Raw genomic sequence first — 26,497 nt, 5'->3', positions numbered from 1 at the left:
GACTTTTCTTAGCATAAGCCTGTTATGATGCCTTTTTTAGTAACTGTTCCTGAACCAAATTCCAAGTCTGTGTAGCAGCAAAACGTACCTCTTCATGGATATCTGATTTAGCCATAAACTCCAACTCTTCAAGAACTAAAAGAGCATCTAACCCAAGTAATTGCTGCATCGCATACCAACGTATGTAATGTTGCGGATGAGATAAGAACTTCTTAATTGTGGGTACAGCTTCAATACAGTTCATGGCTTTTAATAGTGAAATGTGCAGCTGTACTCTAGAATCAACCTCATCCGATGGGTTTTGAAACTTCAATTGATAATCATAGGCAGAGAACATTAAGCTTAATGGAGATTTATTTCTCTTTATCTCCAATGAGATAGCAATAGCATTATCAGTTGATGACTCAAACATATATGTTTCATTTGACTTTTTATAAACAACATCGCCATCATTAACTTTTTTATCACCATCTGACTGACAACTAGCGCCTTTTAAGTCTTTAGTTTGGGTATTATGCGACCAGTTAGAGATATTCATGCCGCCAGACTTTATAAAGTAAGTAAGAGTCTCTCTTCCATAAAATGAAATACCTCTCTCTTTAAGGTTCACCTTACTCTGTGCTTTGTATTTATTTAACAAGCCACTATCTATAATATCAATACTTAAATCAAAGTGATCATTACTATCCAAAATGATCCTTTGTGCAAAGAATGTGGTGTGCCCAGCAATAGGGTAGACATAAAAGTCATCGACTCCCATATTATTGAGCCCCTCTGATATTATGCTATCAATAACAGCACCAGAATTTTCCTTGATGATATTTGAAACTTTATCTATGTCCATCTCCTTCTCTTCAAACATAATATCTTTTAATTTATGTACAAGCTCGAAATCAAGATTAGTTTTACGACTCTCCTCCATGCGGTGAACAGTACTTTCCCAGTTAGACGGATTATCCATAAAGCTTTCTAATTTATTATTAAACTTCACTTTATCTCTCCTTATAATAAAGATGAGGGGGGAGCTAACTTGCAAACATAATGTAAACGCAAGTCAGCGACCCATTTATAGTTTATGCTTGAATCAGTACAACCATCACTCCAATACAGATTGGGCCACCAACAACTTGCAGTTGAGAAGTTCCCGCCACACCAAATTGCGATTTAAGTTCTACTGTATTTTCAATTTTCATTTTATGGTCCTTAGTTAAATTATTAGTGTGCAATTAGCACTACCATAATACCGATACAGATTGGGCCACCAACAACTTGCAGTTGAGAAGTTCCCGCCACGCCAAATTGTGATTTAAGTTCTACTGTATTTTCAATTTTCATTTTATTGTCCTTAGTTAAATTATTAATGTGCAATTAAAACAACCATGATACCGATACAGATTGGGCCACCAACTACTTGCAATTGAGAGGTTCCCGCTACGCCAAATTGTGATTTAAGCTCTGCTGTATTTTCAATTTTCATTTTATTACCCTTAGTTAATTTATTAATGTGCGATTAAAACAACCATGATACCGATACAGATTGGGCCACCAACTACTTGCAATTGAGAGGTTCCCGCCACACCAAATTGTGATTTAAGCTCTGCCGTATTTTCAACTTTCATTTTGTTCTCCTTATTTAGCTTATTAATGTGCAATTAAAACAACCATAACACCGATACAAATTGGGCCACCAACAACTTGCAGTTGAGAAGTTCCAGCAACACCAAATTGCGACTTAAGCTCTGTTGTGTTTTCAATTTTCATTTTTATATCCTTAAAGTTATAATTATTTGACTTTCATTTAAACTAAGCTTTCGCTTGAGTTAGATAATATTAATTAACTAAACTTATTTTCTTAAAACATGACAAACGGTAAATAAAAGTGATAAGCGGTAAAAAACCTTTTAATGGACCTTTTTAACTTCAATAACAGTAGGGAGCATCGAAAGTTGAGTAAAAGCAGTATAAAAAGCTCAAATGCACACACAAACCAGAGAACATAATTCACTAGCAATAGTCGCCGTTTCGGCTTAGGATCTGAGCAGTGCGAATATGAGCACTTAACAGAATCAGATTGTGGAGTAAGCAGACATCATGGGTATCAGAGCCATAGTTGTAGATACAGCAGGTACGACAACCGATCTTAACTTTATTAAAGACACGCTTTTTACGTATTCAGCTCAAGCCTTACCCGACTTTCTAAAAGAAAATGAAACCAATGTCTTAGTCGATAACTGCATCTGTGATGTTAGAGATATTGCCCTTGAGCCAGATGCTTCACTTGAACGTGTGGTTGAGATCCTACAACAGTGGGTTGAAGAGGATCGTAAGGCGACCCCTTTGAAAACACTTCAAGGTCTGATCTGGAAGCAAGGTTATGCCCGAGGCGAGTTTACTGGTCATATCTTCCCTGACTTTATCGATGCGATTGAGTCCATAAAACAGCAAAACATCCGTATCTACAGCTTCTCTTCTGGTTCAGCAGAGGCGCAGAAGTTACTCTTTAGCCACAGCGATGGCGGCGATTTAACACCACATTTTGATGGTCACTTCGATACCCGCACTGGTAATAAGCTGTTTAAGCAAGCTTACTGCAATATCATTAATACCATCAGTTTAGCCCCTAAGCAGGTGCTCTTTATCTCAGATGTGATTGAAGAGCTAAAAGCGGCAGAAGAAGCAGGAATGCGCACTCTGCAGATGGTTCGTTCAGCAGATCAACGCACTGGCAACTTTAAGCAGATCGCAAACTTTAAAGAGCTTACGTTTTAAGAGTGAAATGAATAAAGATTGAATTTATATAAGGCACTCAACATTGAGTGCCTTTTTTTATGGTTAATGTTTAGGGGAAGAAACACGATAGCGACTTTTTAACTTCTGCCAGTTCTCAGTCTGGCGAAAAAACTCCTCTTCACAGTAACTATCTCTTTGAATATAAAGCTGCTCTTTAGGAATAATATTGCCATATCTATCAGGATCACTGCCATATATTAAGCAAAGCGTACTGAAATAGCGCTGAGCATCTAAGCTATGCTCCCCCCAAAAGTGATCATCCTCAAACTCCTGAACTTCCTCATCTTCCAGCGAAAACAGATCCGCGGCGCTTAGCGCAATATCACTGCCATTTTCAAAAGTATGGAGTAGCAGCAGCGTCGCCAACGTATCAACAGCATCCTCTTCACGGCCCAAAACGATGACTTGATTAGCGAAAATAAAGGCATGGCCATATTCATGGCCTAAAGTGTGCAGTAGTGCATCTTGTGTTGCCTCATAGGGCATCACACCTGTTTCTTGGTAATTGTCTTTCTCAAAGCGCTCCAATACTTCTGTCACAAACTCATAGGGGATCTCTATTCTCATCGACTCAGGATCAAACAATGGCCCATCCTTAGCGCCATAACGGATCTCAAGATTTGAATTCATAGGGAGCTCACCGACTAACTGTTGTATCTGAGCTTCAACCGATTTAATCACCTCTCGTGCTTGCTTATCCGCACTATTTTTAACGGGTAAATAGATTTGTGTAGTCTTAGCTGAAGCCAGAGAGGAAAGCGAGATAACCAAACAAAGTACTGATAGAACTATAAAAATATTTTTCATTTTTCCAGCCTAAGTGACTAACTTGTTGACACTATGCCATGCTGTTATGCTAAGCCTCAAGTCAAACACATGTTTGAATACCTACTGAGAACACCGACGAGGCAAGAAGATGGATGACTTTATCAAGCAATACCCTATCTATACTGAGATACCCGTAGCTTGGGGAGAGATGGACGCCCTTCAACACGTCAATAATGTTGTCTATTTCAGATACTTTGAATCAGCCCGTATCGACTTTTTCAATCAGATAAATCTCTTCAGTGAGCTGCAAACCGCCAATATAGGCCCTGTGTTAGCAGATAACCATGCACGCTATAAGCGCCCAGTAACCTATCCAGATACTCTGCTTGTCGGGGTGACAATAAGCGACGTACAGTCAGATCGTTTTATGATGCACTACACGGCATTTAGTCAGGCTCAGCAAGCAGTAACAACCTTAGGCAGCTCACTAGTAGTGATGTTTAACTTCAAAACAGGCAAAAAATCTAAGCTAACTGGTACCCTGCTAGATTCACTCAAAAGCCATGAAAAACAGGTTTAACACTAATTAATATAAGCATTGATGGAGAGCGATAATGGCCGATCTAAAGGTATTACATCAGCAAGATAGAGAGCAATTTATTATTAATATCAATGAGCAACAGGCACTATTAACTTACAACCTTTATGATGACCGAGTCGTTTTTACCCACACGTTTGTTCCCGATAGCTTACGTGGCCAAGGGTTGGCAGAGAAGTTAGTAAGAAGTGGTCTATCTTGGGCTAATTCAGCTAACCTCAACATTGAAGCCAGCTGCTGGTATGTACAGAAGTTTCTATGATTCTATTTACAGTTAAACCCCAGTCAGTTGAGAGAGCTGGGATTTAACATCGGCAGAAATGGCCTGACTCTTATCGACGGCGTAATCGTAGTGCACCAGTGTGGTTTTAGCTTCAGCCGTCATCTTCCCCTCTTGCCAACTTTGCTGCGCCACCTCAAAACTTGAATTCCCCACACGGCTGATCCAGGTTTTAACCGATACCGACTTACCATAGTTAGTGGGAGAGGTATAAGCGATGGTAAAACCTGCAACGATCAAGTTCCATTTAGTCAGATCTAAAGTAGGATTAAAGATCTCAAACACAGGCTCCCGCGCCGCCTCGAACCATACTGGGATAACAGTATTATTGATATGACCTAAGCCATCGGTTTCATTAAATCTGGGCTGAATATCTAAGCTGAAGAAGGTCTCTGACACGGTAATAACCATCCTATTTTATTGAGTGTTATTTTTATCCCAAAGACGTTAACTGAGTTTTTAAACAGAAGCAATGACAGGACAAGAACCTAGCCACGAAATACCATCCACCAGAATCAAAAAAGGATGCCTAAGCATCCTTTCTGTTATTTTATATGGGAGACTTACCTCGCATACATCTTATCAATCTCACACGCGTACTTGTTATAGATAACCTTACGGCGTAACTTCATCGTTGGTGTGATAAGTCCCGCTTCCATCGAGAAAGCCTCAGGTAAGAGTGTAAACTTTTTAATCTTCTCAAAACCAGCTAACTCACTCTGTAGTGTCTTTAAACGCTGCTCGAAGTGCTCAATCACACGATTGTTTCGTAGCAGCTCTATCGGCGACTCATAATGAATCCCCTTCTCTTTAGCCCATGCTTCCAAGGTTTCAAACGCTGGAACAATCAAGGCTGAAACATAGTTCTTCGCATCTGCAACAATGGCAACCTGCTCGATGAAGGGGCAGCAACCAACCTTTCCTTCGACACGTTGAGGCGCAATATACTTACCGTTGGAGGTCTTCATCAGCTCCTTAATACGGTCGGTGATAAACAGATTCCCCTGCTCATCGATACGACCGGCATCGCCAGTTTTCAACCAGCCATCTTCGAAGGTCTCTGCGGTCTCTTGCGGACGGTTATAGTAACCGCGCATCACAGTATCACCACGGACTAATATCTCGTTATCTTTGCCTAGTTTTATCTCAACCTCAGGGATCACCTTACCGTTAGAGCCAGGTACACGATTACTTAAGGTATTACAGGTTGCCGTCGCTGTGGTCTCCGTCATTCCGTAACCACAAAGCACCGGAACATCGATACTCTGGAAGAATGCGCTCACATTAGGATCTAGTGCTGCACCACCAACGGGCATGAATTTCAGTCGACCACCTAATACTTGCTTTAACTTACTGAAAACCAGTTTGTTCGCCAATCTCCACTGCAAACTTAAACCTAAAGATGCTTTATGCCGCCCTTGACCAACTTCAGACTGCTTATGGCCAACAGACATAGCCCAAGTAAACATCTTCTGTCTAAGCTCAGGGGCTTTAATGACCTTATCCTGAACTGCGCTATACACCTTCTCAAGGAACCTAGGTACGACACATAAGGTATGAGGACGAACTTGCACAATGGCCTCTTTTACCGCCATAGGATCTTTAAGATAGACATTATGTCCTCCACGGCAGAGTACATAGAAGCTCCAGCCACGCTCAAATACATGACTCAATGGCAAAAATGCCAGTGAAACATCACCTGGGGTAAAAGGTAAAAAGTTATCATGCTGACGTACCATAGAAGCAATATTACGGTAATCCAACATCACCCCTTTAGGGTCGCCCGTAGTGCCAGAGGTATAGATTAAGGTCAGCAGATCATCAAGATTGGCATCTTCTAGACGCTGATTCAGTTCAACTAACACATCTGAAGAGTATGCATTTTCAATAAGGTCATCAAAATAATAATGAGTTGGCTTATCTTGAAGTGAAATATTTTTATCAAATACAATGATATGAGCTAGGCTGTCACACTGTTCAGCAAGTTCACAAGCCATCTGATAGTGAGCTTGATCACCAGCAAAAATTAACTTAGCTTTTGCATCATCAACAATATATTTAGCTTGTTCAAAGGTGCTCGTCGGGTAGATAGGTACCACGATCACCCTTGCCTTAAGAGTGGCCACATCCGCACAGGTCCACTGAGGGCAATTTTGAGACAGAATAACGGCGCGGTCTTGTACTTCTAGGCCTAAATTGATCATCGCCTGAGCAATTTGAGAGCTGATGCTATCAAAATCATGCCAGCTAACCTGATGCCATGGGGCCGCCATTTCGAATCCTTCGAGCGCGATAGCATCACCCATTTCATGGCTTTGCTGTTTAATTAAACGTGTTACATGGTATTGCTCGAGAGACATATTTTGGGACCTTTTTAGCGTACAGGTGTACCTCTTTTTTCGCTATTTTACTTGAGTGTGCAGGAAAAAATAAGAGTATTTGCTCAAATATTGTTAAACCGATCACAGATACTCTCAATTCAGCCTGTTAGAAAAAATCACCCTCCCAAAGTTTTTTACTTCCCCACCATAGAGTTACAAAAGAAAAAACCATAAGAATGATATCAATACTTAACCAAAGCCAAATTTCACCACCATCGCTAATTTGACCTAAAGAGGTCGAGATCCACACAGATTGACAGATAATAATCAACATCAATAGCGAAAGCTGCAACGCATTTTTGCAGCCACTACCAACACCTAAAATAAGACCGCAGCCAAAAAGTGTACTGAGTACGAGGTGAAACCAAACGCCTATATTGATTAACGGATCAAATAGGCTTATCACTGCAGCCACTAATCCCATCATAGAGGTCAATAAAATAAGCAGTTTAACCTGGCCAAGATTAAAGGCATCTCTCATCCCCTGTTTACCATCAAACCCCGGCAACATGTAGAGCGACTCCACTGCGCGCCAACGATGAATGCGGCTCCAATGCACCATACTACAAGCTACACAAGCAAACTGGGTATAGAGGAACAGAGCGGGAATATCTCCTCCAATCGCGCTAGATAAGCCGGCAACGACCAAGGTCACAATAGGCATAGCGAGCAGCAATATGGTCAATAGAGGCCCCATAAAGAAGTTGACTGGATGTAGCCAAAGCTCAAACTTAGCTAATTGGGGGGTTGATTTAAGCCCAGGTAGCCAAACTCCTCCCATCTCTTGTGCATTGAGATAGACAGATCTGGCATCTGGGTGCCAAGGGTTTCCATTCGCTTTTTGCCATAACAACCAAGCCAGTACGCCATTAGCCACCAATAGAGGAAGATTGATCTCTGTAGGAATTTGGCTAGCTAAAGATGAGAGTGACATCAGAAAAAGGTAGAGCAGCACAGACCAATAGTAGGTTTGTACTTTAATCAGACAAAGATAGATAAAAATTAATCCTGCGGCTGTTGCCAACTGAAGTTGCATAAAACTGCCATCGACACCTGAAACCAGCGATATCAGTGCGCAGATAAGAAAAGAGAAAAGAAGCAGAGTGGCAGCCTGAAACTGAAGATTGCCTCGGTACCGAGGAATGAGTACTGACCACTCGGTCGCCGCTAATCTGTTTAGCTGCCAAGCCACAGAGATAGAGACAGAAACTTGAAACATACTGAGCATTAACGGGATGACATCAAACTTTTCAAACCAAAAGATAGGCAGTAGCAGGAGTAACCCAAGCAGCGCCACCCCAAAAAAACTGGCACAGACGACATCAAACAGCCAGAGCCTCACCGCTCCATCGAAGCGATTAATCGTCAACTTTATCACCGAAGAGCTGCTCATTGGTGAAGCGCCATAAAGAGTTGCTCAAGGTTCATCGGCTCTGACTTAATCTCTGGATACTGAGCAGCGCAGAAGTTGTCCACCAGCACTTTATTACCCAGTCTGTTAAGAACCCGTATATCTCCTTCTAATACTTCACCTTCAGCTAAAGTGAGTAACTTCACCTCCTCTCTTACGCTATCCATCTCCTTAAAGAGAATCAGCTCCCCCTCTCGCATTAACGCTAAATGGCTGGCAACTCGTTCAAGATCTGAGGTGATATGGGATGAGAAGAGCACTGCTGAACCTGATTCTATCGCTAACTCAAACAGATCAGACATAAATGCTCGACGTGCAATGGGATCTAAACTCGCCACAGGCTCATCTAAAATAAGTAACTTGGGGCGATATGCCATCGCCATGATCAGCGCTAAAGATTGACGTTGTCCCACAGAGAGTCGCTGAACTTGCTGCTTAATATCTAAGTCAAAGCGCTGCAACCACTCCTGCTCTAACTCTATATCCCACTCAGGGTAAAAACTTCTATGCAGTTCTAATGCTCTGGAAATGGAGAAGCCTTCATAACCGAAGGGCTGCTGTGGCACATAGCCTATTTGAGTCTTTGCCTCTGAGCTCAGTTGTTGAACAGGCTCACCTAAAGTGGTTATTTTGCCGCAGCTCGGCTCAATAATCCCCAAAGCGCAGCGCATTAACGTCGATTTACCAGCACCATTTTGACCAAGTAGCCCTACGACCATACCTGGGTACAACTGGATACTCAGCTTACTAATCGCTGTTTTATCGACAAATTGTTTAGTTACATCACAAAATTCGAGGAGCGGTTCTAGCTTGATATCCATCAATTTAATCCTTTTTCTTTTCTGCTTTAACGACTTTTCCAGCAGCTCTCTATCAAGCTTGCTAACTCGTCAGGCGTAATGCCTAACTGCTTAGCCTGGGACACTAAAGCGGTAACCTGAGGCTTTACCAACTCAAGACTAGAACTGTTCTCGTCAACCTCTCGAGTGGCAACTCGAGTCGCCTGTCCCCGTCTTCGCTCTAACCATCCCTGCTCAACCAGTTGCTGTATCGCTCTGGACACAGTCATAGGGTTAACAGAAAAATGCTCAGCCATCTGCCTTACCGAAGGTAACACCTGCTCAGCTTGCAGTTGGCCACCCACAATCAAACGCACAATCTGCTCGCTCAATTGTCGATATATGGGTTCACCACTACTGGGGTTGACATTTATTTGTTCTAACATTAGCCTTTAGATACTGTATTAATACATTGATACACCGATACAGTATTAATTTAGCATACATTGAATAAATTTCAACTAAGGATATCGGCATGACATATCACGGACAGCGAACGAGAGAACACTCTCTCCTCTCCCGTTTTGGCCATCAAGGGAGAGCGCTCCCCACACTGTTAAGTGCACTCGTGATCACAGGGTTCATCTCAAGCCTGCCTGCTCTTGCCAGTAGTTCAGCTCAAAGTGATAACAAGCTGGGCGAGCAGAGCAGCTGTTACCTTGAGGGGTTGTCTGAGCAGCTCACTTGCGGCTTTGTCACAGTGCCTGAAAATGCCGATAAACCTGAAGGCAAGCAGATCCAGATCCATTACGCTGTACTTCCAGCTATTAAAAACAGCGATCACAGTGAAGCTTTTCTTGCCATCGCTGGCGGACCGGGACAATCGGCCATGGATAATGCCGCTTTTTTCGATCGCACCTTTAGCAAAGTCAGACAGCAAAAAGATATCTTACTTATCGACCAGCGCGGTACTGGACGCTCTAACATTCTCAACTGTGAGAGTGAGGGTTACCAAGGTTCACTGGCAGCCAATGAAGCTGACTTTGATACCACTAAAGAGACTCAAGCCTGTTTAGATAACTTAGCCAGTAGCGATGTGACTCAATACGGCAGCCTAAATGCGTTAAAAGATTTTGAGGCAGTAAGGGAGCACCTGAATTACCAGAAACTACATGTTTACGGGATCTCCTACGGCACACGCATGGCACAACTCTATATGCGCCACTATCCACAGGTACTCTCTACAGTCACCATCGACGGTGTTGTGCCTATGCAGCAAAACGTACTTGCGATAGGGCAGGCTATCAGTCGCTCTTTTGACCTTCTTCTTCAGGGCTGTAGCGATAATGCCCTGTGTAATAAACAGTTCCCTCAGTTAAAAGAGGAGCTTGAAGCTGTCGATGCTAAGTTAGCTCTCGCACCGGTCATCACTCAGGTCAGTGACCCTCTAACAGGCGAGAATACTCAGCTCACCATGACACGCGGTAAGTTTATGGGCGCTATTCGTATGGCACTTTATGCACCCAATATACGTGCGCTTATTCCCCACGCCATACATCAAGCCGCCAATAATAATTTTCAGCCAATTATGGGGTTATACGCACTTAACCTCGACAGCACAGGCATCGCCATGGGGATGCATGCTTCAGTTGTCTGCGGTGAAGACTGGCAAAGACTGACAGCCGATGAGAGAGAAGAGGTGGCAAGTACCTATTTTGGTCAGGAGATGATCACCACATTCGAGCAATCATGTGATATTTGGCAGATGCCCGCAGTTGATAAAAGCTTCTCAGCTGCGATCAGCAGTGATATCCCCACTCTTGTTCTATCAGGAGAGATTGATCCTGCGACACCACCCAGTTGGGGTGAGCTTGCCATGGAGAAGCTCACCAATGCAAAACACTTTATCGCTCCCTACGCCAGTCACGGTGTAGCTGGTCAGTCATGTGGTAATGAGCTTATTGCTCAACTTGTCGATAGCGGCAGTGTTGCCGAGCTCGACAGTGAGTGTTTAAACAATGATGTCAGTCGTAACTTCTACCTCAACGCCAGCACGGTTGAGGCCATCCCTCTTGATGAATCAAAACACGCTATTGAGCAAGGAGATAGCCATGATTAAGGTCTGTAATCTGTCGAAGAAGATCGGCGATGTTCAAGCGCTCAATAACTTAAGTTTCGAGGCTAATGATGGCCAGATAACCGGACTACTCGGGCCTAATGGCGCAGGAAAAACGACTTGTTTGCGTACCGTTTTCGGCCTATTACAAGCTGATGAAGGCCATGCCGAGATAGACGGTGTCGACGTGGCTAAATCTCCAATTCAAGCGAAGCAGCAACTTGGTCTGTTTCCCGATCCATTTGGGCTCTATGAGCGACTCACTCCAAGAGAATATATCAGCTATTTCGCCGAGCTAAATGGTTTATCAAGAACTCAAGCTAAAGACGCAACTCAAAAAGTGCTAACCGAGCTGCATATGGATGATATTGCCGATCGCCGCTGCAAAGGTTTCTCTCAAGGTCAACGTATGAAAACGGCACTGGCTCAAGCCATCGTCCACCAGCCAACCAATATCATTCTCGATGAACCCACTCGTGGATTGGATGTGATGAGTACCCGTGTACTTAGAGACCTACTGAAAGCACTAAAAAAGCAAGGTCACTGCGTACTTTTCTCAAGCCATGTGATGCAGGAGGTTGCCGCGTTATGTGATCAAGTGATCGTTATGGCAGAGGGAAAGGTTGTCGCCGTTGGCAGCCCAGATGAGCTTTGTCAGCAAACAGGAAAGGATTCATTAGAGGATGCCTTCATTCAATTGATCGGCACAGATGAAGGGATAGCAGCATGATAAGCAATATAATCACTATGGTCAGAAAAGAACTGATAGATGCAGCAAGAGACAAACGTTCCGTCATGGCAGGCCTCTACTACGCTATCGGTACGCCTCTATTGATGTGCGGCATGTTTATGTTGCTGATTGGGCAGATGACTAGCCCAGAAGATCTAAATATCAAAATAGAAAATGGTAGCAACGCCCCTGATCTGGTTAAGTACCTTTCGAGCCAAGGGATCACCCATGGCGACAGCCAGAGCACCAATGAAAATGGTGACAAGTTGGATGTTAAGGATATCCGCTTAGTGATCAGCGATGATTACGCCGCGCAGATGGCTAAAGGCTTGAGTGCGGAGATCACCCTTATCGCAGATAACTCAAACGAAAAGCTGCAAAACTCTATTCGTCGCCTCGAGCGAAACCTGCAGACATACAGCAGTGAGATGGGTAGCTTACGCTTAATTGCCCGAGGGATTGACCCAAGGGTTGTGCAACCGATTAAGGTCAATGTAGAAGATGAGGCGACACCTGACTCTAAAGGTGGCGTCATATTAGGTGTGGCAACCATGACCATGATCTACGCGGTATTTATCTCAGGGATGAACCTAGCCATAGACACCAGTGCAGGAGAGCGAGAGCGTAACTCATTGGCGCTACTTCTCAGTCATCCAGTTTCAACTCGTAATATCGTACTGGCCAAAGTTATCGCCGTGACTGTTTTCGCCATGGTTGGTCTACTACTCACCCTGATAATATCCAAGATATCCTATGCCTTTGTGCCATGGCAGGAGCTTGGCTTTACGGTGTCAATCAGCACAGAGTTTATCTTACTTATGCTACTGACTGGACTGCCTATCGCCTTGATGGCCGCTAGCCTACAGCTATTTGTTTCTTTTATGGCGAAAACCTTTAAGGAGGCTCAGTCATACCTAACCTTAGTGCTTATTGTTCCTATGATGCTGTCGATGGCAGCCAGCTACAACATAGCGCCAGATATTCTGCAGTGGTTACCAGTATCTGGTCAACAACAAGCATTAATCGCCTTTATCAAGGGACGTGAAATCCCAATGCTACAACTTTTACTCTCCTCATTGACCACGTTTATTATCGCTATCGGATTAGCTTTCGGCATGGAGAGATCACTCAAAAGCGAGAAAATCGTTTTCGGATTATAAATAGAAACAGTTTAGCCCGTCGTACTCATGGCGATGGGCTTACATTAAAGGAGAGAGAAGATGGAATTTATAGATAAGATTTTAGCCCAAGAGAATTATGCCTTTATGGCGCTGCTAGCCGTTGGAGTGCTCATTATCTGGTTTCTACCTGCCATGCTCGCACTGATATTTAACCGCAAGCATTTTAAGCTAATTTTACTGGCCTGTATTCCGGCAGGGCTATCATTTATAGCTTGGGGCGGTGTCTTGATATGGGCGACAACAGGCAAGGTTGTCGATAAATACGCAAACAAAACTAAAACAGAAAGTTAATAAGGAGTTTACGATGGATAAAGAGATTATTGTTATGGTTATTATGCTGGCACTTATCATCAGTACAGCAATTAGCGAAGGCCTTAAACACTACTTCAGAATGAAGAAGATCACCAAGGCGGATATCAAACTCGATGAGCTTGAGCTGCTTCGCAAGCAAAACCGCCATCTAGAAGACAGGGTACAGACACTAGAGAAGATAGTGACAGATAGCAGTTACGATCTAAAACAGCAGATTAATGCCCTTTAGCTCTAATGCTAACAGCAAGCATGAGTGTTAAACTTCTGTCGATATGCGCGGGGAGAGAGGCTAGTCAGTTGGATAAACAGCTTTCGAAATGAACTAACATCCTCATAGCCTACCCGCTCAACTATCTGCTCCAGAGCTAACTCTGTCGTTTCAAGCAGGCGTTTCGCCTCATCAACACGTAAACGCTGCATATAGCTGGCAGGTGTTTCATTTAGCGCCTTCTTAAAGCGCCTAATTAAGGTACGTTTTCCCACAGCAAACTTATCGGCAACCTCATCAAGCAAAAAGCTTTGCTGAATATGCTGCTGCATCCAGTTTTGAATCTTAGTGACCAATTCATCTTTATGGTTATGGCCATCCACAGCCAACGCCATATTCATAAAGGGCTGTTGTGAGCTCCTATTCGGTGATATCAACAGTATCTTAGCCATCTGGTTGGCAACTTGCTCTCCCGCCAATAAACCTATGATGTGCAATGCCAAACTCAAATTGGAGGTGGTTGCCCCCGCGGTATGCAGATGACCATCGGAAACAACCAAGTGTTCAAGGCAGAGGCTCACCTTTGGAAAGTTACGCTCAAACATCTCACTCAACCACCAGACAGTAGTCGCCCTTCTACCATTGAGTAAACCTGATGCGGCTAACATCATGGTTCCAGAGCAGTATGCAGCTAACGGCTTTTCAGAATCAGCAAAGAGAGTTAAGGGTTTAAAAAGAGGAGTAAAATCTTCAAGATAATGCTGAAACTCCTCCCGATTAGTCACAAACGCAGAAGCTAAAATAACCGCATCCGCCTTTAAGATATCTTCCGGCTCCTCCAATCCAATTGCTGGAACCTGTATCCCTTGATTGGTATTGACAGGGTTGCCGTCAGGCGAAATCACATGGCAGTGAAACAGATCTTCACTAATGCCTGGGTTCATACGCCGCCAATAGGTATTACAGAAGCTGAACACATCCAAGAAACTGATAATACCACCAGCAACGACATTACCAGCCGCTAATATATAGATAGTCTTCACTTAAGCTCCTCACTATTGCCCAACAGCAAATGTCACTAATCACCTTTATTTTGTCAATAATGACACTTCTGCTTTTTTTGTCCAGTTTTTATACTTATTACCAATCAAAACGGAAAAGTTAAGCAATGTGAGAGTCGGAGGATGTATGAGAAAACCACAAAGTTATCTATTGAGCCTAAGTTATTTAATCCTAAGTTGGACGCTGCTTCTCTGGTTACACTTCAGTACTGAGCCCAATGCCTTTGCACATTTAGTAGCGATCCCCAGCTTACTGCTGTTTACTGGCTTTAGCGCTTATCATCTCGCAAGTAAGAAAAGCTCATGCTGTTAAAGCGAGGAGATATTGAAGCAGATATTGGAACAGATAGATTTATTGAAAGTGATAGAGCGCGCATCTAAACGCGCTCTTGAGCAGACTACTAACTACTTAGCTTTCGGGCGAAATGGCTTAATCACTGACTCATCACACTCTAAGAATGGGCCGTCCATCAGATCGATACAGTAAGGGATAGCAGGGAACACAGCATCTAGACACTCACGAATAGACTTAGGCTTGCCCGGTAAGTTCACAATCAATGAATCACCACGCAGACCTGCAGTCTGGCGAGATAAAATAGCGGTAGGCACAAATTTTAAAGACTCTGCGCGCATCAACTCACCAAAGCCAGGCATCATGCGATCACATACAGCTTCGGTTGCTTCTGGGGTAACATCGCGCTTAGCAGGACCAGTACCACCAGTGGTGACAATTAAGCTACAGCTCTGCTCATCGGCCATCTTAATGAGTGTCGCTTCAATCACATCCTGCTCATCTGGGATCACCTCATAAACAGGCTCCCACTCAGAAGTAAGGTACTCATTTAATACATCGATAATCGCCTTACCGGAAAGATCCTCATAAACACCAGCACTGGCTCTATCACTCACAGTCACGATACCGATCTTAGCTTTAGTCATCTTAAGTCTTACTCCTGATTATATCTTCGAAAACCTTATCTACGGCACCGAAGCTGATGGTATTAGTTGCATCTAAACTAGCATAATTGGTCGTTATTATATCTGGCTTATCATCAAAAATGAGAGCTGTTTGGGTATATAATCATTGAAAAGTTAATGGGATCGTAAATCTAGGTAGGAAATGACAAACGTCTGGATTGCCAATACTTCTGCTTCCAGTAACTATTATCTAAACGTGAGATCATTACGCCTTGGCTGGTTGAAGCATGTAAAAAGCGATTATCACTCAAATAGATCCCCACATGTCTTGTCGACCATCCAGTCTTAAAAAACACTAAGTCACCAGTTTTTAATTGAGACTTACCAACCTTACGACCCAGCTCCACTTGATCTGCAGTGGTCCTAGGAAATACGCTGTTCACCTGTTTAGTCAGTAATTGCTGGTACGCCAGATAAACAAAGCCAGAGCAATCCACTCCTCGTTTACTCATGCCGCCCAAGCGATAGGGAACGCCCTTCCATCCCTTGTAAAAAGTCAGTAATTGCTCCTCTAACGCACTTTGGCTAACTTGCGCATTCGTTTTTGCTCCTCCAGAGCCTATTGATGGGCTAGGTGGAGCACTTGAGCAAGCTGTGATAAGCAATATAAATAACAAGCTTAAGAGGAGCTTCAGCAAAAAATTCATCCAAATAGTAAAGGGAAAGTTTAATGATACTATCACTACATAAAGACTAGTCGCAGTAATTTAAATCGACTTTACCAGTCACTATTTTAGATATTTTTTCACAAAACATACTAAACAATAATCTAGATTTATTGGAGCTTGATTAGTATAAATAATTAAACAGCCTGTCCTGCTGCCACACCTGATGACCAAGCCCACTGGAAGTTGAAGCCTCCCAGCCAACCGCTAACATCCATCACTTCACCGATAAAAAACAGGCCAGAGACAGATTTAGCCTCCATGGTTTTCGATGACAACTCATCAGTATCCACGCCACCTAACGTGACCTCCGCAGTGCGATAGCCTTCGGTGCCATTCATCAAAATCTCCCAAGACTCGAGAGAGACGGCAACTTGCTCCAACTCACTATGGATCAGTTGATTCATCGACTTATTAAGCAGAGTTTCTTCAAACAGAGCCTCAACTAAACGCTTTGGAAGCCAGTGGCTTAGGCTATTTCTCAGATTCTGTTTAGGATGGTTCGCTAGTACTAACCCGATAGCGGCGCGGACATCGATACCAGGCAGTAGATTGATGCTAATCGTTTCACCAGGCTTCCAGAAGTTTGAGATCTGCAATATTGCGGGACCAGACAAGCCACGATGAGTAAAAAGCAAAGCTTCACTAAACTGAGTGCCATCTTTAGCCGTGATAGTGCTTGGTACTGCTATTCCAGAAAGAGGTTCGAACTTTATCTTTTGATCGCTATGCCAAGTAAAAGGGACCAGACCTGCATGAGTCGGTAACACTTTAAGACCAAACTGCTCTGCTAGATGATAACCAAACGGGCTGGCACCCAGCTTAGGCATAGAGAGGCCGCCAGTAGCGATAACTAAAGAGTCACAGACTAACTCGCCTTTATCTGTCGTCAGCTGAAACTGACCAGACTCTAACTTTACGATGGCGTTAATCTCTGTTCTTAGCTTAACTTTAGCCCCTGCCCACTCGCACTCGGTCATCAGCATGGTGACGATCTCTTTGGCTGAGTCATTACAGAACAGTTGGCCATGATCTCGCTCGTGATACTCAATGCCATGGCGTTCGACCAGCTCAATAAAGTCGCTCGAGCGATAACGAGCTAAAGCGGATTTTACAAAGTGGTTATTACTGCAGATAAAGTTATTAGACTCAACTTTTTGATTAGTAAAGTTGCAACGCCCACCACCACTGATCAATATTTTTCGACCCGCTTGCTTAGCATTATCGAGAACAAGTACATCACGGCCACGGTAACCTGCGGTAGCTGCACACATAAGACCCGCAGCACCTGCACCGATAATAATTACGTCATGATGTTTCACTACTAACTCCAAACATGGCTAAAACTTGGTATTCACTAAGAAGAGCAAACACAAAAAAGGACGCTATTTTAGCATCCTTTTCACTCTTTCTCATAAACAGAAGAGGTAGATCACTCGCTATCTTCAGTCTCAGATTTCTTCTCTCTAGCTAACAGAGACTTAGCCGCTTCATGAGGCGTGCCGCCTTGATAAAGCACCTTGTATACCTGCTCAGTGATCGGCATCTCAACGCCTAACCGCTTGGCTAAGGTGTACACCTCTTTGGTATTTCGATAGCCTTCAACCACTTGGCCAATCTCAACCTGTGCCTCTTCAACGCCTTGGCCTTTACCTAATGCTAAGCCAAAACGACGATTGCGAGATTGATTATCGGTACAGGTCAACACTAAATCACCGAGTCCAGCCATCCCCATAAAGGTACTAGCTTGAGCACCAATCGCTTCACCGAGCCTGGTTAACTCAACTAAGCCTCGGGTAATAAGTGCTGTTCTAGCATTAGCCCCAAAACCTATTCCATCAGACATTCCAGCACTGATTGCAATCACATTTTTCACAGCGCCACCAAGCTGAAGACCGGTAAAGTCATCATTGGCGTATACACGTAAACGGTTAGAGCTATGAAGTAGTTCGACAAGATCTTGAGTGAAACTCTCATCAGTACCCGCAACCGAAATAGCCGTAGGCATGCCAGCAGCCAGCTCTTTAGCAAATGTCGGTCCAGACAGTACAGCCAGAGGGTATTTATCACCTAACACTTCACGAGCAACTTCCTGCAACAACCTACCTGTTTCAGGCTCAAGACCTTTAGTTGCCCAAACGATACGAGAGTCTTCACGCAAAAGTGGTTTAGCTTGTTCAAGCACCAGACCGAATACATGGCTAGGAACAACAACTAATACATTATTAGACGCTGCAAGTGCCGTTGCTAAATCAGCTTCGGGAACAAGTAGATCAGGAAGAGTAATACCAGGCAAAAACGCTTCGTTAGCGCGATCACGCTTGAGGTTTTCGATATGCTCAGGGTCATGGCCCCAAAGCAAGGTTCTGTGTCCGTTACTGGCTAAAGAAATAGCAAGGGCGGTGCCATAAGACCCCGCCCCCAGTACCGTAATATCGGCAGTGTTTTTCATATAACTACTCGCTTATTGCCATTTCGTCACTAAGTAAACGAGGACGAAATGGCGCTATCTGAGCAGCGACTGAAAAATGCTGAACAGATATGTTCAGTTTTTAATTAAGCGCTTGCTTCTTCAGTTTTAGCAGCAGCTTCTTCAGCACCAGCTTGACGTTGGTTAACGTACTGAGCGAAAAGTGCATCGAAGTTAACTGGTGCAAGGTTTAGCTGTGGGAAAGTACCACGAGCAACCAAGCTACCCACAGCTTCACGAGCGTATGGGAAAAGAATGTTAGGGCAGTATGCACCTAGAGAGTGAGCAAGTTGCTGCTCAGTCAGACCGTTAATTGCGAAGATACCAGCTTGCTGAACTTCACATAGGAATGCAGTTTCTTCACCATTCTTAGCTGTAACAGTAAGAGATAAAACAACTTCGAATACATTGTCAGCTAACTTAGCGCTACGAGTATCAAGATCTAACTTAACTTCTGGATTCCACTCTTTTTGGAATACAGCAGGGCTGTTTGGCGTTTCGAAAGAAATATCTTTCGTGTAAACACGTTGGATGTTGAATTGCGGATCTTGTTGTTCGTTGTTTGCTACTTCAGCCATAATTTTCTACCTATCCAAGTTATTGGTTCCTAAATTGAAACCTATTCTTTAAGGGCTTTTGTTACTTGAGGAAATAGCCCTCAATCACCATCCCGGTTTTTAGTTATTTCTACTTCTTACTTTTCGTTACTGGCAGATTATTTGATTGCCAGTCACCCATGCCGCCTTTTAGATTATTAACAGATTCAAAACCTGCTTTAACCATCAATTGCGCTGCCTGAGATGACACCATACCAGCATTACATACCATTATAATGGGACTAGCTTTAAACTTTTCAAGGGCAGACATTTGATTATTTTTAATTTCTGACAAAGGAACATTGATTGCATCAATGATATGTCCCTTTTTAAACTCAGCTTTTTCCCTTACATCGATCACTTTCGCATCTTGTTTATTGATCAATAAAGTCGCTTGTTGGTGATCAACTGTTGTCACTTTTGAAACACTTGATTTGAAAACGCTAACGATAAGACCAATGAATAGACCTATCCAGGCTAAGCTAAGCATTGGGTTAGCTTTTAAAAATTCAATATATTCTTGCATGGTAAACTGCCTACTTCTAAGGGCTGAAAATACAATAAGGGCACAGAGTATACCATCGCAGCAGTAGATTGCAGCAAGTTGTTCCCCCAATAAACTCCTCAAAAGCTGAGCATAAACCATACAAAGCCAATTTCGATAAGCTCAATCTAGGTAAATTGCTTTTTCCACCTAGTGTTACGTAGTAATATTTAACCAATTCAATTTTAACTTACCCACTTTATCAAACTTAAAGGTACTAGTATGACGACACGCAAACGCCCCTTGGCATTGCTGATCCTCGACGGCTGGGGTTACCGTGAAAATACGCAAAAAAACGCTGTATTTCACGCAAACACTCCAGTCCTAGATCGACTCAACGCCCAATACCCGAATAGCCTGATCTCCGGTTCTGGCTTAGATGTAGGCTTACCCGATGGACAGATGGGTAACTCTGAAGTTGGTCATATCAACATAGGCTCAGGCCGCATTGTTTATCAGGAACTAACCCGAATTGGGAAAGCTATCGATGACGGTGAATTTGATGAAAACCCAGCACTTGTCGAAGCTATAGATAAAGCCGTTGCAAACAATGGCACAGTCCATGTGATGGGGCTTTTGTCACCTGGTGGTGTCCATAGCCATGAAAGTCATATCGAAGCCATGTGCCGCCTAGCGGTAAAACGTGGTGCTAAGCAGGTTTATCTGCACGCTTTCCTCGATGGACGTGACACTCCCCCTCGTAGTGCAAAGTCCAGCCTAGCTCATTTTGATGATCTTTTTACTACATTAGGCACAGGTCGTGTGGCCTCGATTATTGGCCGTTACTACGCCATGGATCGCGACAACCGCTGGGATCGAGTATCTCAAGCTTACGACTTAATCACCCAAGGTAAATCACTACATCAGTACTCAAATGCTGTTGAAGCACTTGAAGCCGCATATGGCCGTGATGAAAATGATGAGTTTGTTGGCAGCTCTGCTATCACAGATGCTCAAGGCAACTCGGCTCAGCTCAATGATGAAGATGCCCTTATCTTTATGAACTTCCGTGCTGATAGAGCACGCCAGATAACCCGTAGTTTTGTGGACAGTGATTTCGATGGCTTTGCCAGAGAGGTCACACCTAAAGCTCATTTTGTGATGCTGACAGAATATGCCGCTGACATTAGTGCCGCTATCGCTTACCCATCTACAGATCTGGTAAATACTCTAGGTGAAGTGCTACAAAAAGAAGGTAAAACCCAGCTACGCATCTCGGAAACTGAGAAGTATGCTCATGTGACTTTCTTCTTCAATGGTGGCAAAGAGCAGCCTTTTGATGGTGAAGATAGGATCCTTATCCAATCACCTAAAGTCGCCACTTACGATCTGCAACCAGAGATGAGTTCAGAAGAGCTAACCGATAAGCTAGTCGAAGCGATCGAGTCGACCAAATATGATGTAATTATCTGTAACTACCCGAATGGTGATATGGTAGGTCATACAGGAAGTTTCGAGGCAGCGGTACAAGCCTGTGAAGCGGTAGATACCTGTATTGGTCGTGTTGTCGATGCCTTAGCAAAAGTCGATGGAGAGTGTTTAATTACTGCCGACCACGGTAACGCTGAACAGATGACAGATGAATCAACAGGTCAGGCTCATACGGCTCACACAAGTGAGTTAGTGCCATTGATCTATGTTGGACGTAACGGCACTATTCAGGAGGGCGGACGATTAAGCGATCTTGCCCCAACCATGTTAACCTTGATGGGACAAGATGTGCCATCAGAGATGACTGGCCGCTCAATAATAAAACTCGATGAGTAAATAATAATTGGTAAACTTTCGCTTTCTTTCTAAAGCCAGCATTTTTGCTGGCTTTATCATGCTTTCCACGCCACTGCAGGCCTCCGATCTGCAGCAACGTCAATCCGATCTGAAACAGCTTCAATCCCAAATAAGTAAACAACAATCAGATCTGAAAAACACCAGTAAGCAGAGAGAGAAACTGATCAATCTGCTTAAGAAAGATGAGAAAGCGATCGCCTCTGCGGCCAAAAAAGTCAATGAGACTAAAACCTCATTAACCCAAACAGATAAGCAGCTAAGTAAGCTCAATAACCGACAAATTGAATTAAATAAACTTAAAAAGATCCAACAAGAATCTCTATCGAATCAATTAGCCAGCGCCTACTTAGCTGGTAATCATGATTACAGTAAGATGCTATTAAATCAGCAGAGCCCAGCAACAATCGAGCGACTACTAACTTACTATCAATACTTGAATAATGCTCGTATGGCATCCATCAATGAGCTTCAGGAAACCATGATAGAGCTAGAGAAGATCACTCAAGAGCAAATCAGCCAAAAAGATCGCCTCAATAAACTGATCCTAAACCAGCAGCAGCAAGCTAAACAGCTCACCCTTGAACAGACCCAGCGCCAAAATACCCTGTCATTACTGCAAAAAACATTAAACAGCAGCGGTGCTAAGTTAGAGCAGCTCCAAATAGAGGAAGCAAGCTTAAAGCGAGTCGTTGAGCAAGCGATAACTGCAATGAGAAACAGTCCAAAGATGGACGGGTTATCGAGTAAAAATAAGCTATCATGGCCGACCAAAGGTCGTATAAAGTCCGGTTTTGGCAGCCAGAGATCGGGACAAGTAAAATGGAAAGGTGTCACAGTTTCAGCACCAGAAGGGCAGACAATTACCGCAATTGCGCCGGGAAAAGTGATCTATGCTGACTGGCTAAGGGGCTTTGGTATGGTGTTAGTTGTTGACCATGGAAAGGGCTATATGAGCCTATATGGTCATGCTCAGACACTACTTAAAAATGCCGGAGACCTTGTAAATAAAGGCGAATCAGTTGCTTTGGTCGGACGATCAGGTGGACAGACAGAGCCTGGCCTATACTTTGAAGTAAGGCATAAAGGGCAAGCTGTCGATCCGGCGAGATATTGTAAACGCTAAAAGATGACATCAGCCCACATATAGGGGCTGCTATGTCACAACTTATACGTTATCTATCCTTCACCCTGTTAGGCTTGGCGTTAGGCGTTTCTGTCACCCTATCAAGTCAGGAAAATGCAGAACAAGCTCAATCACGTCTAAACTATCCACTGCTTCTCGATATCATAGATACAGTTGAAACTTACTATGTCACAGAGTTCACTCAAGATGAGTTAATCGCAGCAGCCATTGAAGGGATTTTTGCTAAGCTGGATCCCTACTCAAACTTTCTCGATCAGCAAGAGTTCTCCAACATCAGAGATGCCAATAAGGGAGAGTACTTTGGCTTTGGTGTCGAAATAGCCACTGAAGATAATAAAATCACCATCATCACCCCCTTTGCAAACTCCCCAGCAGATCTAGCAGGTATAGAGCCTGGCGATCAGATACTCAAACTTAACAATGAGCCCGTCGACTCCAACAGATTAGACTACCTGTTAAAAGAGATTAAACGGCACAGTCAGAATAACTTGCCAATCTTGCTGACCTTAAGTCATACCGGTATGGACACTGAGTTTGAAGTAACTCTTATCCCTAGTATTATCTCAATCCAGTCGGTTACAGCCAAAGTTCTTGAAGATCAAATTGGTTATATAAGATTGGCCAGCTTTCAAGACAACTCTACAGAGGAGTTGGTTAAAGAGTTAACTCAGTGGCAAGATGTCGAACTCTCCGGCATCATTCTCGATCTAAGAAACAACCCTGGCGGTCTGTTAGATCAAGCCATAAAAATTGCAGATATCTTCCTATCTAAAGGAAGAATAGTATCCACAGAGGGACGTTTTTTTGATGCTAATTCAGAATATTACGCCTCACCACAAACCATGCTCTCCAATATTCCAATGACCATACTCATCAATAAAGGTTCGGCCTCGGCCTCAGAGGTGCTTGCAGCCGCGCTGCAGGAAAACAACAGAGCCAAAGTGATAGGGGAGACCAGTTTTGGTAAGGGAACCGTGCAAAGTTTAATTCCCACACTAATTGAGGGAAACGCTATTAAACTCACCATAGCTAAATACACAACGCCAAATGGGCGTGACATCAACAGCAAAGGTATAGAGCCCGATATAAAACTGGATCTTACGACTGTTACAAATAACAAAAATGTGCCTATAATCGACGAAATCATAATTCAAGATGAAAACACACAGGATAAAATTCTGAATTCTGCAATTACTTGGATTAAAACAAAACAATAAATACCTTTAATACCACGTGTATAAGGTACTAAAAGATAATAATTATAGTGCGCTTAACATTAATCTTTTTAGCAGTTTTTATAAGTAGTTTTACACATGCAGCTCAAGTCGCGATCATCATTGACGATATCGGTTATCGTCAATCCGATGAAGCCGTACTGACACTCCCTGAAAACATAACGCTATCAGTATTACCCCACACTCCACTGGGTCATTCAGTGGCAAATGCAGCCCATGAGAGAGGCCATGAGATAATGGTACACCTCCCGATGCAGGCTCTTAACGGGAAAGCATTAGGTCCCGGGGGGCTAACCAATACTATGGGGGAGAGTGAACTAAAAAAGAGTATTCAATCGGCCTTTCTCAGCGTACCTTTTGCTAAGGGAGCCAATAACCATATGGGAAGTTTATTGACTCAACTTGAGGAACCTATGCTTTGGGTAATGGAGAGCCTAAAACAGCAAGATCTCTACTTTGTAGACAGTGTGACAACACGCTTTACTAAAGCGGGAACAACTGCCGATCAGCTAGGCATACCTCAATTAAAACGCGAGCTATTTTTAGATAACGATATATCTGCAGCGGCCTTAGACAGGCAGTTTTCAAAACTAATCACTTTAGCCCATAACCAAGGTCAAATAGTTGCCATCGCCCATCCTTACCCAGAAACTATCGAATTTTTAAAGCTTAATCTACCTAGGTTACAAAAAGCAGGTATTAAGCTAGTAAAAACCTCTGAACTACTCCCTTACAGACTTGCCAGTAAGGAGAGCCATACAACAGAAGAGGAGCTAAGACTTTAATGTCACTCAATCTAAATGGATATAACTAGCCAACCAGCTCTAGCACTGGGATTTTGTGTTCAGGAAGAAGCTTCAATAGTTGCTGACGATTACTGACAACATCCTCCAAGCTATGCTTATCTAGTACGGCAAGATAAGCTGAAACAGCCTCAGCGAGTACGCCTCTAAGTTTACAAGCCGGCGTAAAACGGCAATAGGGTTTGTTACAATCGATAGGAGCCAGAGAGTTTTCAAGCACCCGCACTAATTGACCGATATTGATCTCACTCGCAGGCATGCCTAATCTAAATCCACCACTCTTACCTCTAACTGTCTCTAAATAACCAAGCTTGCCAAGATGGTGAACAATTTTAGAAACATGATTAGGCGATAACTCAAATACATCAGTGATCTCAGCAATGCGAAACAGAGTTTCTCTTTCAGGCTGTAACGCTAGATACATTAAGGTACGAATACCAAAATCGGTATAACGAGTTAACTGCATAATTGACCTACTTAATATTTAACTAGTTTGACACTCTAATGTTGAAATTAGATAAAGCGCTTCGGCATTGGTTTTTCCACACACATCTATTGCAGCAGAAAAAGAGCTACATACTTCTGGGCGTTCATCCATACCAAATATCTTACATAAATTATCATCAGAAAGCTGTACACAGCGCTCACCAGCCAGCTTTCCACTTGGCATACCAGGAATAGGGCTAGTGATTGATGGGGCGATACAACATGCTCCGCATCCGAGACGACAATTCATGAGTGACTTCTACCCTTCTAGATATTCAACAATAATCAGAACTAATACTGATCTCAGTATAGCAATATAAAAATTTGGAACGCAGTGTACAGCATAACAGCATAAGCAACCTTATTCTCAGACAAGTATTACGAATATATTCTGAAACAGCTAAACAAAGAAAATAGAAGGAGCCGCTGGACGAAACAAAATCAAAAATGATCGTCATATTTGTGAATGAGAGTGGCGATAGCGATGTGTTCATTAACGGAAGGGGCGGATGCCGAACTTGGTTGTTAAGCATGGATGCTGTTGGACGGGACTGCCACTACATCAAAAACATTAAATTCCAGACACGAAAAAGCCCTAGCATTTCTACTAGGGCTTATCGTAATGTTGGCGGAGCGGACGGGACTCGAACCCGTGTGCCTTCGGCACGTGAGACAGGCCGACTATCTCTAATTAAAAGCCCTAATACCTCCATGGATGGAGTGTATGCTCAACATTGTCTGGAACAATGTGAGTCCAACTGAACTACAAAGTACATGGAAGTACAAATGCCGTGAAGACCAAGGATGGTCGCGAACGGTAAAGTGCATGGATGCACAAATGTCACGTAGACCATGGATGGTCGAAAGTGACCGCTCCTTTACTTTTTTCTCTTAAACGAAAAAAGCCTCTACATTGCTGTAGAGGCTTTCGTCTTTGTGTTGGCGGAGCGGACGGGACTCGAACCCGCGACCCCCGGCGTGACAGGCCGGTATTCTAACCAACTGAACTACCGCTCCTTTAGTTTCAAGCTTACGCATAAAACTAAATTAGGCGCCTGGAAATGACCTACTCTCACATGGGGAGACCCCACACTACCATCGGCGCGATTGCGTTTCACTTCTGAGTTCGAGATGGGATCAGGTGGGACCACAATGCTATTGTTTCCAGACTAA

At 43.4% G+C, this 26,497-nt stretch carries 29 protein-coding genes, 1 tRNA gene and 1 rRNA gene; 13 read left to right on the top strand and 18 right to left on the bottom strand.

Going from position 1 to position 26,497, the window contains the following annotated elements; translation table 11 throughout:
* Positions 1 to 22: 22 nt before the first annotated feature.
* Positions 23 to 991, bottom strand: coding sequence for a hypothetical protein (locus K0625_RS15035; protein WP_220110444.1), 969 nt, complete (start codon positions 989 to 991; stop codon positions 23 to 25).
* A 1,100-nt stretch (positions 992 to 2,091) separates the two neighbouring features.
* On the opposite strand from K0625_RS15035, the gene mtnC reads away from it, so the two are divergent.
* The gene (mtnC, locus tag K0625_RS15030) at positions 2,092 to 2,769 is read left to right on the top strand and encodes an acireductone synthase (RefSeq protein WP_220110443.1); all 678 of its coding nucleotides are present in this window, start codon (positions 2,092 to 2,094) and stop codon (positions 2,767 to 2,769) included.
* 63 nt (positions 2,770 to 2,832) lie between these two features.
* Here the strand turns inward: mtnC and K0625_RS15025 are convergent, their stop codons facing one another.
* Positions 2,833 to 3,597 carry a DUF4344 domain-containing metallopeptidase gene (locus K0625_RS15025; protein ID WP_220110442.1) on the bottom strand — a complete coding sequence of 255 codons (765 nt, stop codon included), beginning with the start codon at positions 3,595 to 3,597 and terminating at the stop codon, positions 2,833 to 2,835.
* Between the two features lie 109 nt (positions 3,598 to 3,706).
* On the opposite strand from K0625_RS15025, the gene K0625_RS15020 reads away from it, so the two are divergent.
* Together K0625_RS15020 and K0625_RS15015 are read left to right on the top strand one after the other, a co-directional pair.
* Positions 3,707 to 4,138 carry an acyl-CoA thioesterase gene (locus K0625_RS15020; protein ID WP_220110441.1) on the top strand — a complete coding sequence of 144 codons (432 nt, stop codon included), beginning with the start codon at positions 3,707 to 3,709 and terminating at the stop codon, positions 4,136 to 4,138.
* A gap of 34 nt (positions 4,139 to 4,172) precedes the next feature.
* Positions 4,173 to 4,418 (top strand): GNAT family N-acetyltransferase, encoded by a 246-nt coding sequence (locus K0625_RS15015; RefSeq protein WP_220110440.1) that lies wholly within the window; start codon positions 4,173 to 4,175, stop codon positions 4,416 to 4,418.
* A 12-nt stretch (positions 4,419 to 4,430) separates the two neighbouring features.
* On the opposite strand, the gene K0625_RS15010 is transcribed toward K0625_RS15015, so the two are convergent.
* The 5 genes from K0625_RS15010 to K0625_RS14990 form a co-directional block, all read right to left on the bottom strand.
* Complete coding sequence (locus K0625_RS15010) at positions 4,431 to 4,835, bottom strand: acyl-CoA thioesterase (RefSeq protein WP_220110439.1); 405 nt, start codon at positions 4,833 to 4,835, stop codon at positions 4,431 to 4,433.
* Between the two features lie 164 nt (positions 4,836 to 4,999).
* On the bottom strand, positions 5,000 to 6,796 hold the full coding sequence (locus K0625_RS15005) for an AMP-dependent synthetase/ligase (RefSeq protein ID WP_220110438.1): 1,797 nt from the start codon (positions 6,794 to 6,796) through the stop codon (positions 5,000 to 5,002).
* A 127-nt stretch (positions 6,797 to 6,923) separates the two neighbouring features.
* The gene (locus tag K0625_RS15000; RefSeq protein ID WP_220110437.1) at positions 6,924 to 8,210 is read right to left on the bottom strand and encodes a hypothetical protein; all 1,287 of its coding nucleotides are present in this window, start codon (positions 8,208 to 8,210) and stop codon (positions 6,924 to 6,926) included.
* On the bottom strand, positions 8,207 to 9,049 hold the full coding sequence (locus K0625_RS14995; RefSeq protein ID WP_220110436.1) for an ABC transporter ATP-binding protein: 843 nt from the start codon (positions 9,047 to 9,049) through the stop codon (positions 8,207 to 8,209). Before K0625_RS14995 ends, K0625_RS15000 begins: the two co-directional genes overlap by 4 nt.
* 26 nt (positions 9,050 to 9,075) lie before the next feature.
* Positions 9,076 to 9,453, bottom strand: coding sequence for a GntR family transcriptional regulator (locus K0625_RS14990; RefSeq protein WP_220110435.1), 378 nt, complete (start codon positions 9,451 to 9,453; stop codon positions 9,076 to 9,078).
* Between the two features lie 89 nt (positions 9,454 to 9,542).
* Here K0625_RS14990 and K0625_RS14985 point away from each other — a divergent pair, with 89 nt between their 5' ends.
* From K0625_RS14985 to K0625_RS14965, 5 genes are read left to right on the top strand one after another with little or no spacing between them, the layout of a single operon-like run.
* Positions 9,543 to 11,126 (top strand): alpha/beta hydrolase, encoded by a 1,584-nt coding sequence (locus K0625_RS14985; protein WP_220110434.1) that lies wholly within the window; start codon positions 9,543 to 9,545, stop codon positions 11,124 to 11,126.
* Positions 11,119 to 11,853: an ABC transporter ATP-binding protein gene (locus tag K0625_RS14980; protein WP_220110433.1), complete on the top strand. Its 735-nt coding sequence runs from the start codon at positions 11,119 to 11,121 to the stop codon at positions 11,851 to 11,853. The genes K0625_RS14985 and K0625_RS14980 overlap by 8 nt, the downstream gene beginning before the upstream one ends.
* The gene (locus K0625_RS14975) at positions 11,853 to 13,013 is read left to right on the top strand and encodes an ABC transporter permease (RefSeq protein WP_220110573.1); all 1,161 of its coding nucleotides are present in this window, start codon (positions 11,853 to 11,855) and stop codon (positions 13,011 to 13,013) included. The genes K0625_RS14980 and K0625_RS14975 overlap by 1 nt, the downstream gene beginning before the upstream one ends.
* Positions 13,014 to 13,073: 60 nt before the next feature.
* A complete protein-coding gene (locus K0625_RS14970) occupies positions 13,074 to 13,325 on the top strand; it encodes a superinfection immunity protein (protein WP_012327433.1) in 252 nt (83 codons plus the stop codon).
* Between the two features lie 13 nt (positions 13,326 to 13,338).
* Positions 13,339 to 13,575, top strand: coding sequence for a hypothetical protein (locus tag K0625_RS14965; protein WP_065204458.1), 237 nt, complete (start codon positions 13,339 to 13,341; stop codon positions 13,573 to 13,575).
* 8 nt (positions 13,576 to 13,583) lie between these two features.
* On the opposite strand, the gene K0625_RS14960 is transcribed toward K0625_RS14965, so the two are convergent.
* Positions 13,584 to 14,597 (bottom strand): GlxA family transcriptional regulator, encoded by a 1,014-nt coding sequence (locus K0625_RS14960; RefSeq protein ID WP_220110432.1) that lies wholly within the window; start codon positions 14,595 to 14,597, stop codon positions 13,584 to 13,586.
* A 145-nt stretch (positions 14,598 to 14,742) separates the two neighbouring features.
* Here K0625_RS14960 and K0625_RS14955 point away from each other — a divergent pair, with 145 nt between their 5' ends.
* Positions 14,743 to 14,928, top strand: coding sequence for a hypothetical protein (locus K0625_RS14955; RefSeq protein ID WP_220110431.1), 186 nt, complete (start codon positions 14,743 to 14,745; stop codon positions 14,926 to 14,928).
* A gap of 92 nt (positions 14,929 to 15,020) precedes the next feature.
* On the opposite strand, the gene mog is transcribed toward K0625_RS14955, so the two are convergent.
* From mog to K0625_RS14925, 6 genes are all read right to left on the bottom strand, one after another.
* Positions 15,021 to 15,554 (bottom strand): molybdopterin adenylyltransferase, encoded by a 534-nt coding sequence (gene mog, locus K0625_RS14950; protein WP_220110430.1) that lies wholly within the window; start codon positions 15,552 to 15,554, stop codon positions 15,021 to 15,023.
* A 170-nt stretch (positions 15,555 to 15,724) separates the two neighbouring features.
* Positions 15,725 to 16,240, bottom strand: coding sequence for an NlpC/P60 family protein (locus tag K0625_RS14945; protein WP_220110429.1), 516 nt, complete (start codon positions 16,238 to 16,240; stop codon positions 15,725 to 15,727).
* Between the two features lie 155 nt (positions 16,241 to 16,395).
* On the bottom strand, positions 16,396 to 17,580 hold the full coding sequence (locus tag K0625_RS14940; protein WP_220110428.1) for a BaiN/RdsA family NAD(P)/FAD-dependent oxidoreductase: 1,185 nt from the start codon (positions 17,578 to 17,580) through the stop codon (positions 16,396 to 16,398).
* 110 nt (positions 17,581 to 17,690) lie between these two features.
* Entirely contained in the window at positions 17,691 to 18,710 is a 1,020-nt protein-coding gene (gene gpsA / locus K0625_RS14935) for an NAD(P)H-dependent glycerol-3-phosphate dehydrogenase (RefSeq protein ID WP_012327440.1), read from the bottom strand.
* A gap of 104 nt (positions 18,711 to 18,814) precedes the next feature.
* The gene (gene secB / locus K0625_RS14930) at positions 18,815 to 19,306 is read right to left on the bottom strand and encodes a protein-export chaperone SecB (protein ID WP_220110427.1); all 492 of its coding nucleotides are present in this window, start codon (positions 19,304 to 19,306) and stop codon (positions 18,815 to 18,817) included.
* Between the two features lie 109 nt (positions 19,307 to 19,415).
* The gene (locus K0625_RS14925; RefSeq protein ID WP_220110426.1) at positions 19,416 to 19,850 is read right to left on the bottom strand and encodes a rhodanese-like domain-containing protein; all 435 of its coding nucleotides are present in this window, start codon (positions 19,848 to 19,850) and stop codon (positions 19,416 to 19,418) included.
* 240 nt (positions 19,851 to 20,090) lie between these two features.
* On the opposite strand from K0625_RS14925, the gene gpmM reads away from it, so the two are divergent.
* From gpmM to K0625_RS14905, 4 genes are read left to right on the top strand one after another with little or no spacing between them, the layout of a single operon-like run.
* Positions 20,091 to 21,635: a 2,3-bisphosphoglycerate-independent phosphoglycerate mutase gene (gene gpmM, locus K0625_RS14920; RefSeq protein WP_220110425.1), complete on the top strand. Its 1,545-nt coding sequence runs from the start codon at positions 20,091 to 20,093 to the stop codon at positions 21,633 to 21,635.
* A gap of 58 nt (positions 21,636 to 21,693) precedes the next feature.
* Positions 21,694 to 22,779: a murein hydrolase activator EnvC family protein gene (locus tag K0625_RS14915; RefSeq protein WP_220110572.1), complete on the top strand. Its 1,086-nt coding sequence runs from the start codon at positions 21,694 to 21,696 to the stop codon at positions 22,777 to 22,779.
* A gap of 32 nt (positions 22,780 to 22,811) precedes the next feature.
* Complete coding sequence (locus tag K0625_RS14910; RefSeq protein WP_220110424.1) at positions 22,812 to 24,017, top strand: S41 family peptidase; 1,206 nt, start codon at positions 22,812 to 22,814, stop codon at positions 24,015 to 24,017.
* Positions 24,018 to 24,064: 47 nt separating this feature from the next.
* The gene (locus K0625_RS14905) at positions 24,065 to 24,820 is read left to right on the top strand and encodes a divergent polysaccharide deacetylase family protein (protein WP_220110423.1); all 756 of its coding nucleotides are present in this window, start codon (positions 24,065 to 24,067) and stop codon (positions 24,818 to 24,820) included.
* 25 nt (positions 24,821 to 24,845) lie between these two features.
* Here the strand turns inward: K0625_RS14905 and K0625_RS14900 are convergent, their stop codons facing one another.
* From K0625_RS14900 to rrf, 4 genes are all read right to left on the bottom strand, one after another.
* Positions 24,846 to 25,304 carry an Rrf2 family transcriptional regulator gene (locus K0625_RS14900; RefSeq protein WP_220110422.1) on the bottom strand — a complete coding sequence of 153 codons (459 nt, stop codon included), beginning with the start codon at positions 25,302 to 25,304 and terminating at the stop codon, positions 24,846 to 24,848.
* An 18-nt stretch (positions 25,305 to 25,322) separates the two neighbouring features.
* Complete coding sequence (locus tag K0625_RS14895) at positions 25,323 to 25,574, bottom strand: YkgJ family cysteine cluster protein (RefSeq protein ID WP_220110421.1); 252 nt, start codon at positions 25,572 to 25,574, stop codon at positions 25,323 to 25,325.
* A gap of 690 nt (positions 25,575 to 26,264) precedes the next feature.
* Positions 26,265 to 26,341 (bottom strand) — tRNA-Asp (locus K0625_RS14890).
* A 36-nt stretch (positions 26,342 to 26,377) separates the two neighbouring features.
* Positions 26,378 to 26,493 (bottom strand): 5S ribosomal RNA (gene rrf, locus K0625_RS14885).
* Positions 26,494 to 26,497 lie beyond the last annotated feature (4 nt).

The sequence above is a fragment of the Shewanella nanhaiensis genome (assembly GCF_019457885.1).
GTDB classification, from domain to species: Bacteria; Pseudomonadota; Gammaproteobacteria; order Enterobacterales; family Shewanellaceae; genus Shewanella; species Shewanella nanhaiensis.
This window is presented reverse-complemented; position numbering and strand designations above follow the sequence as displayed.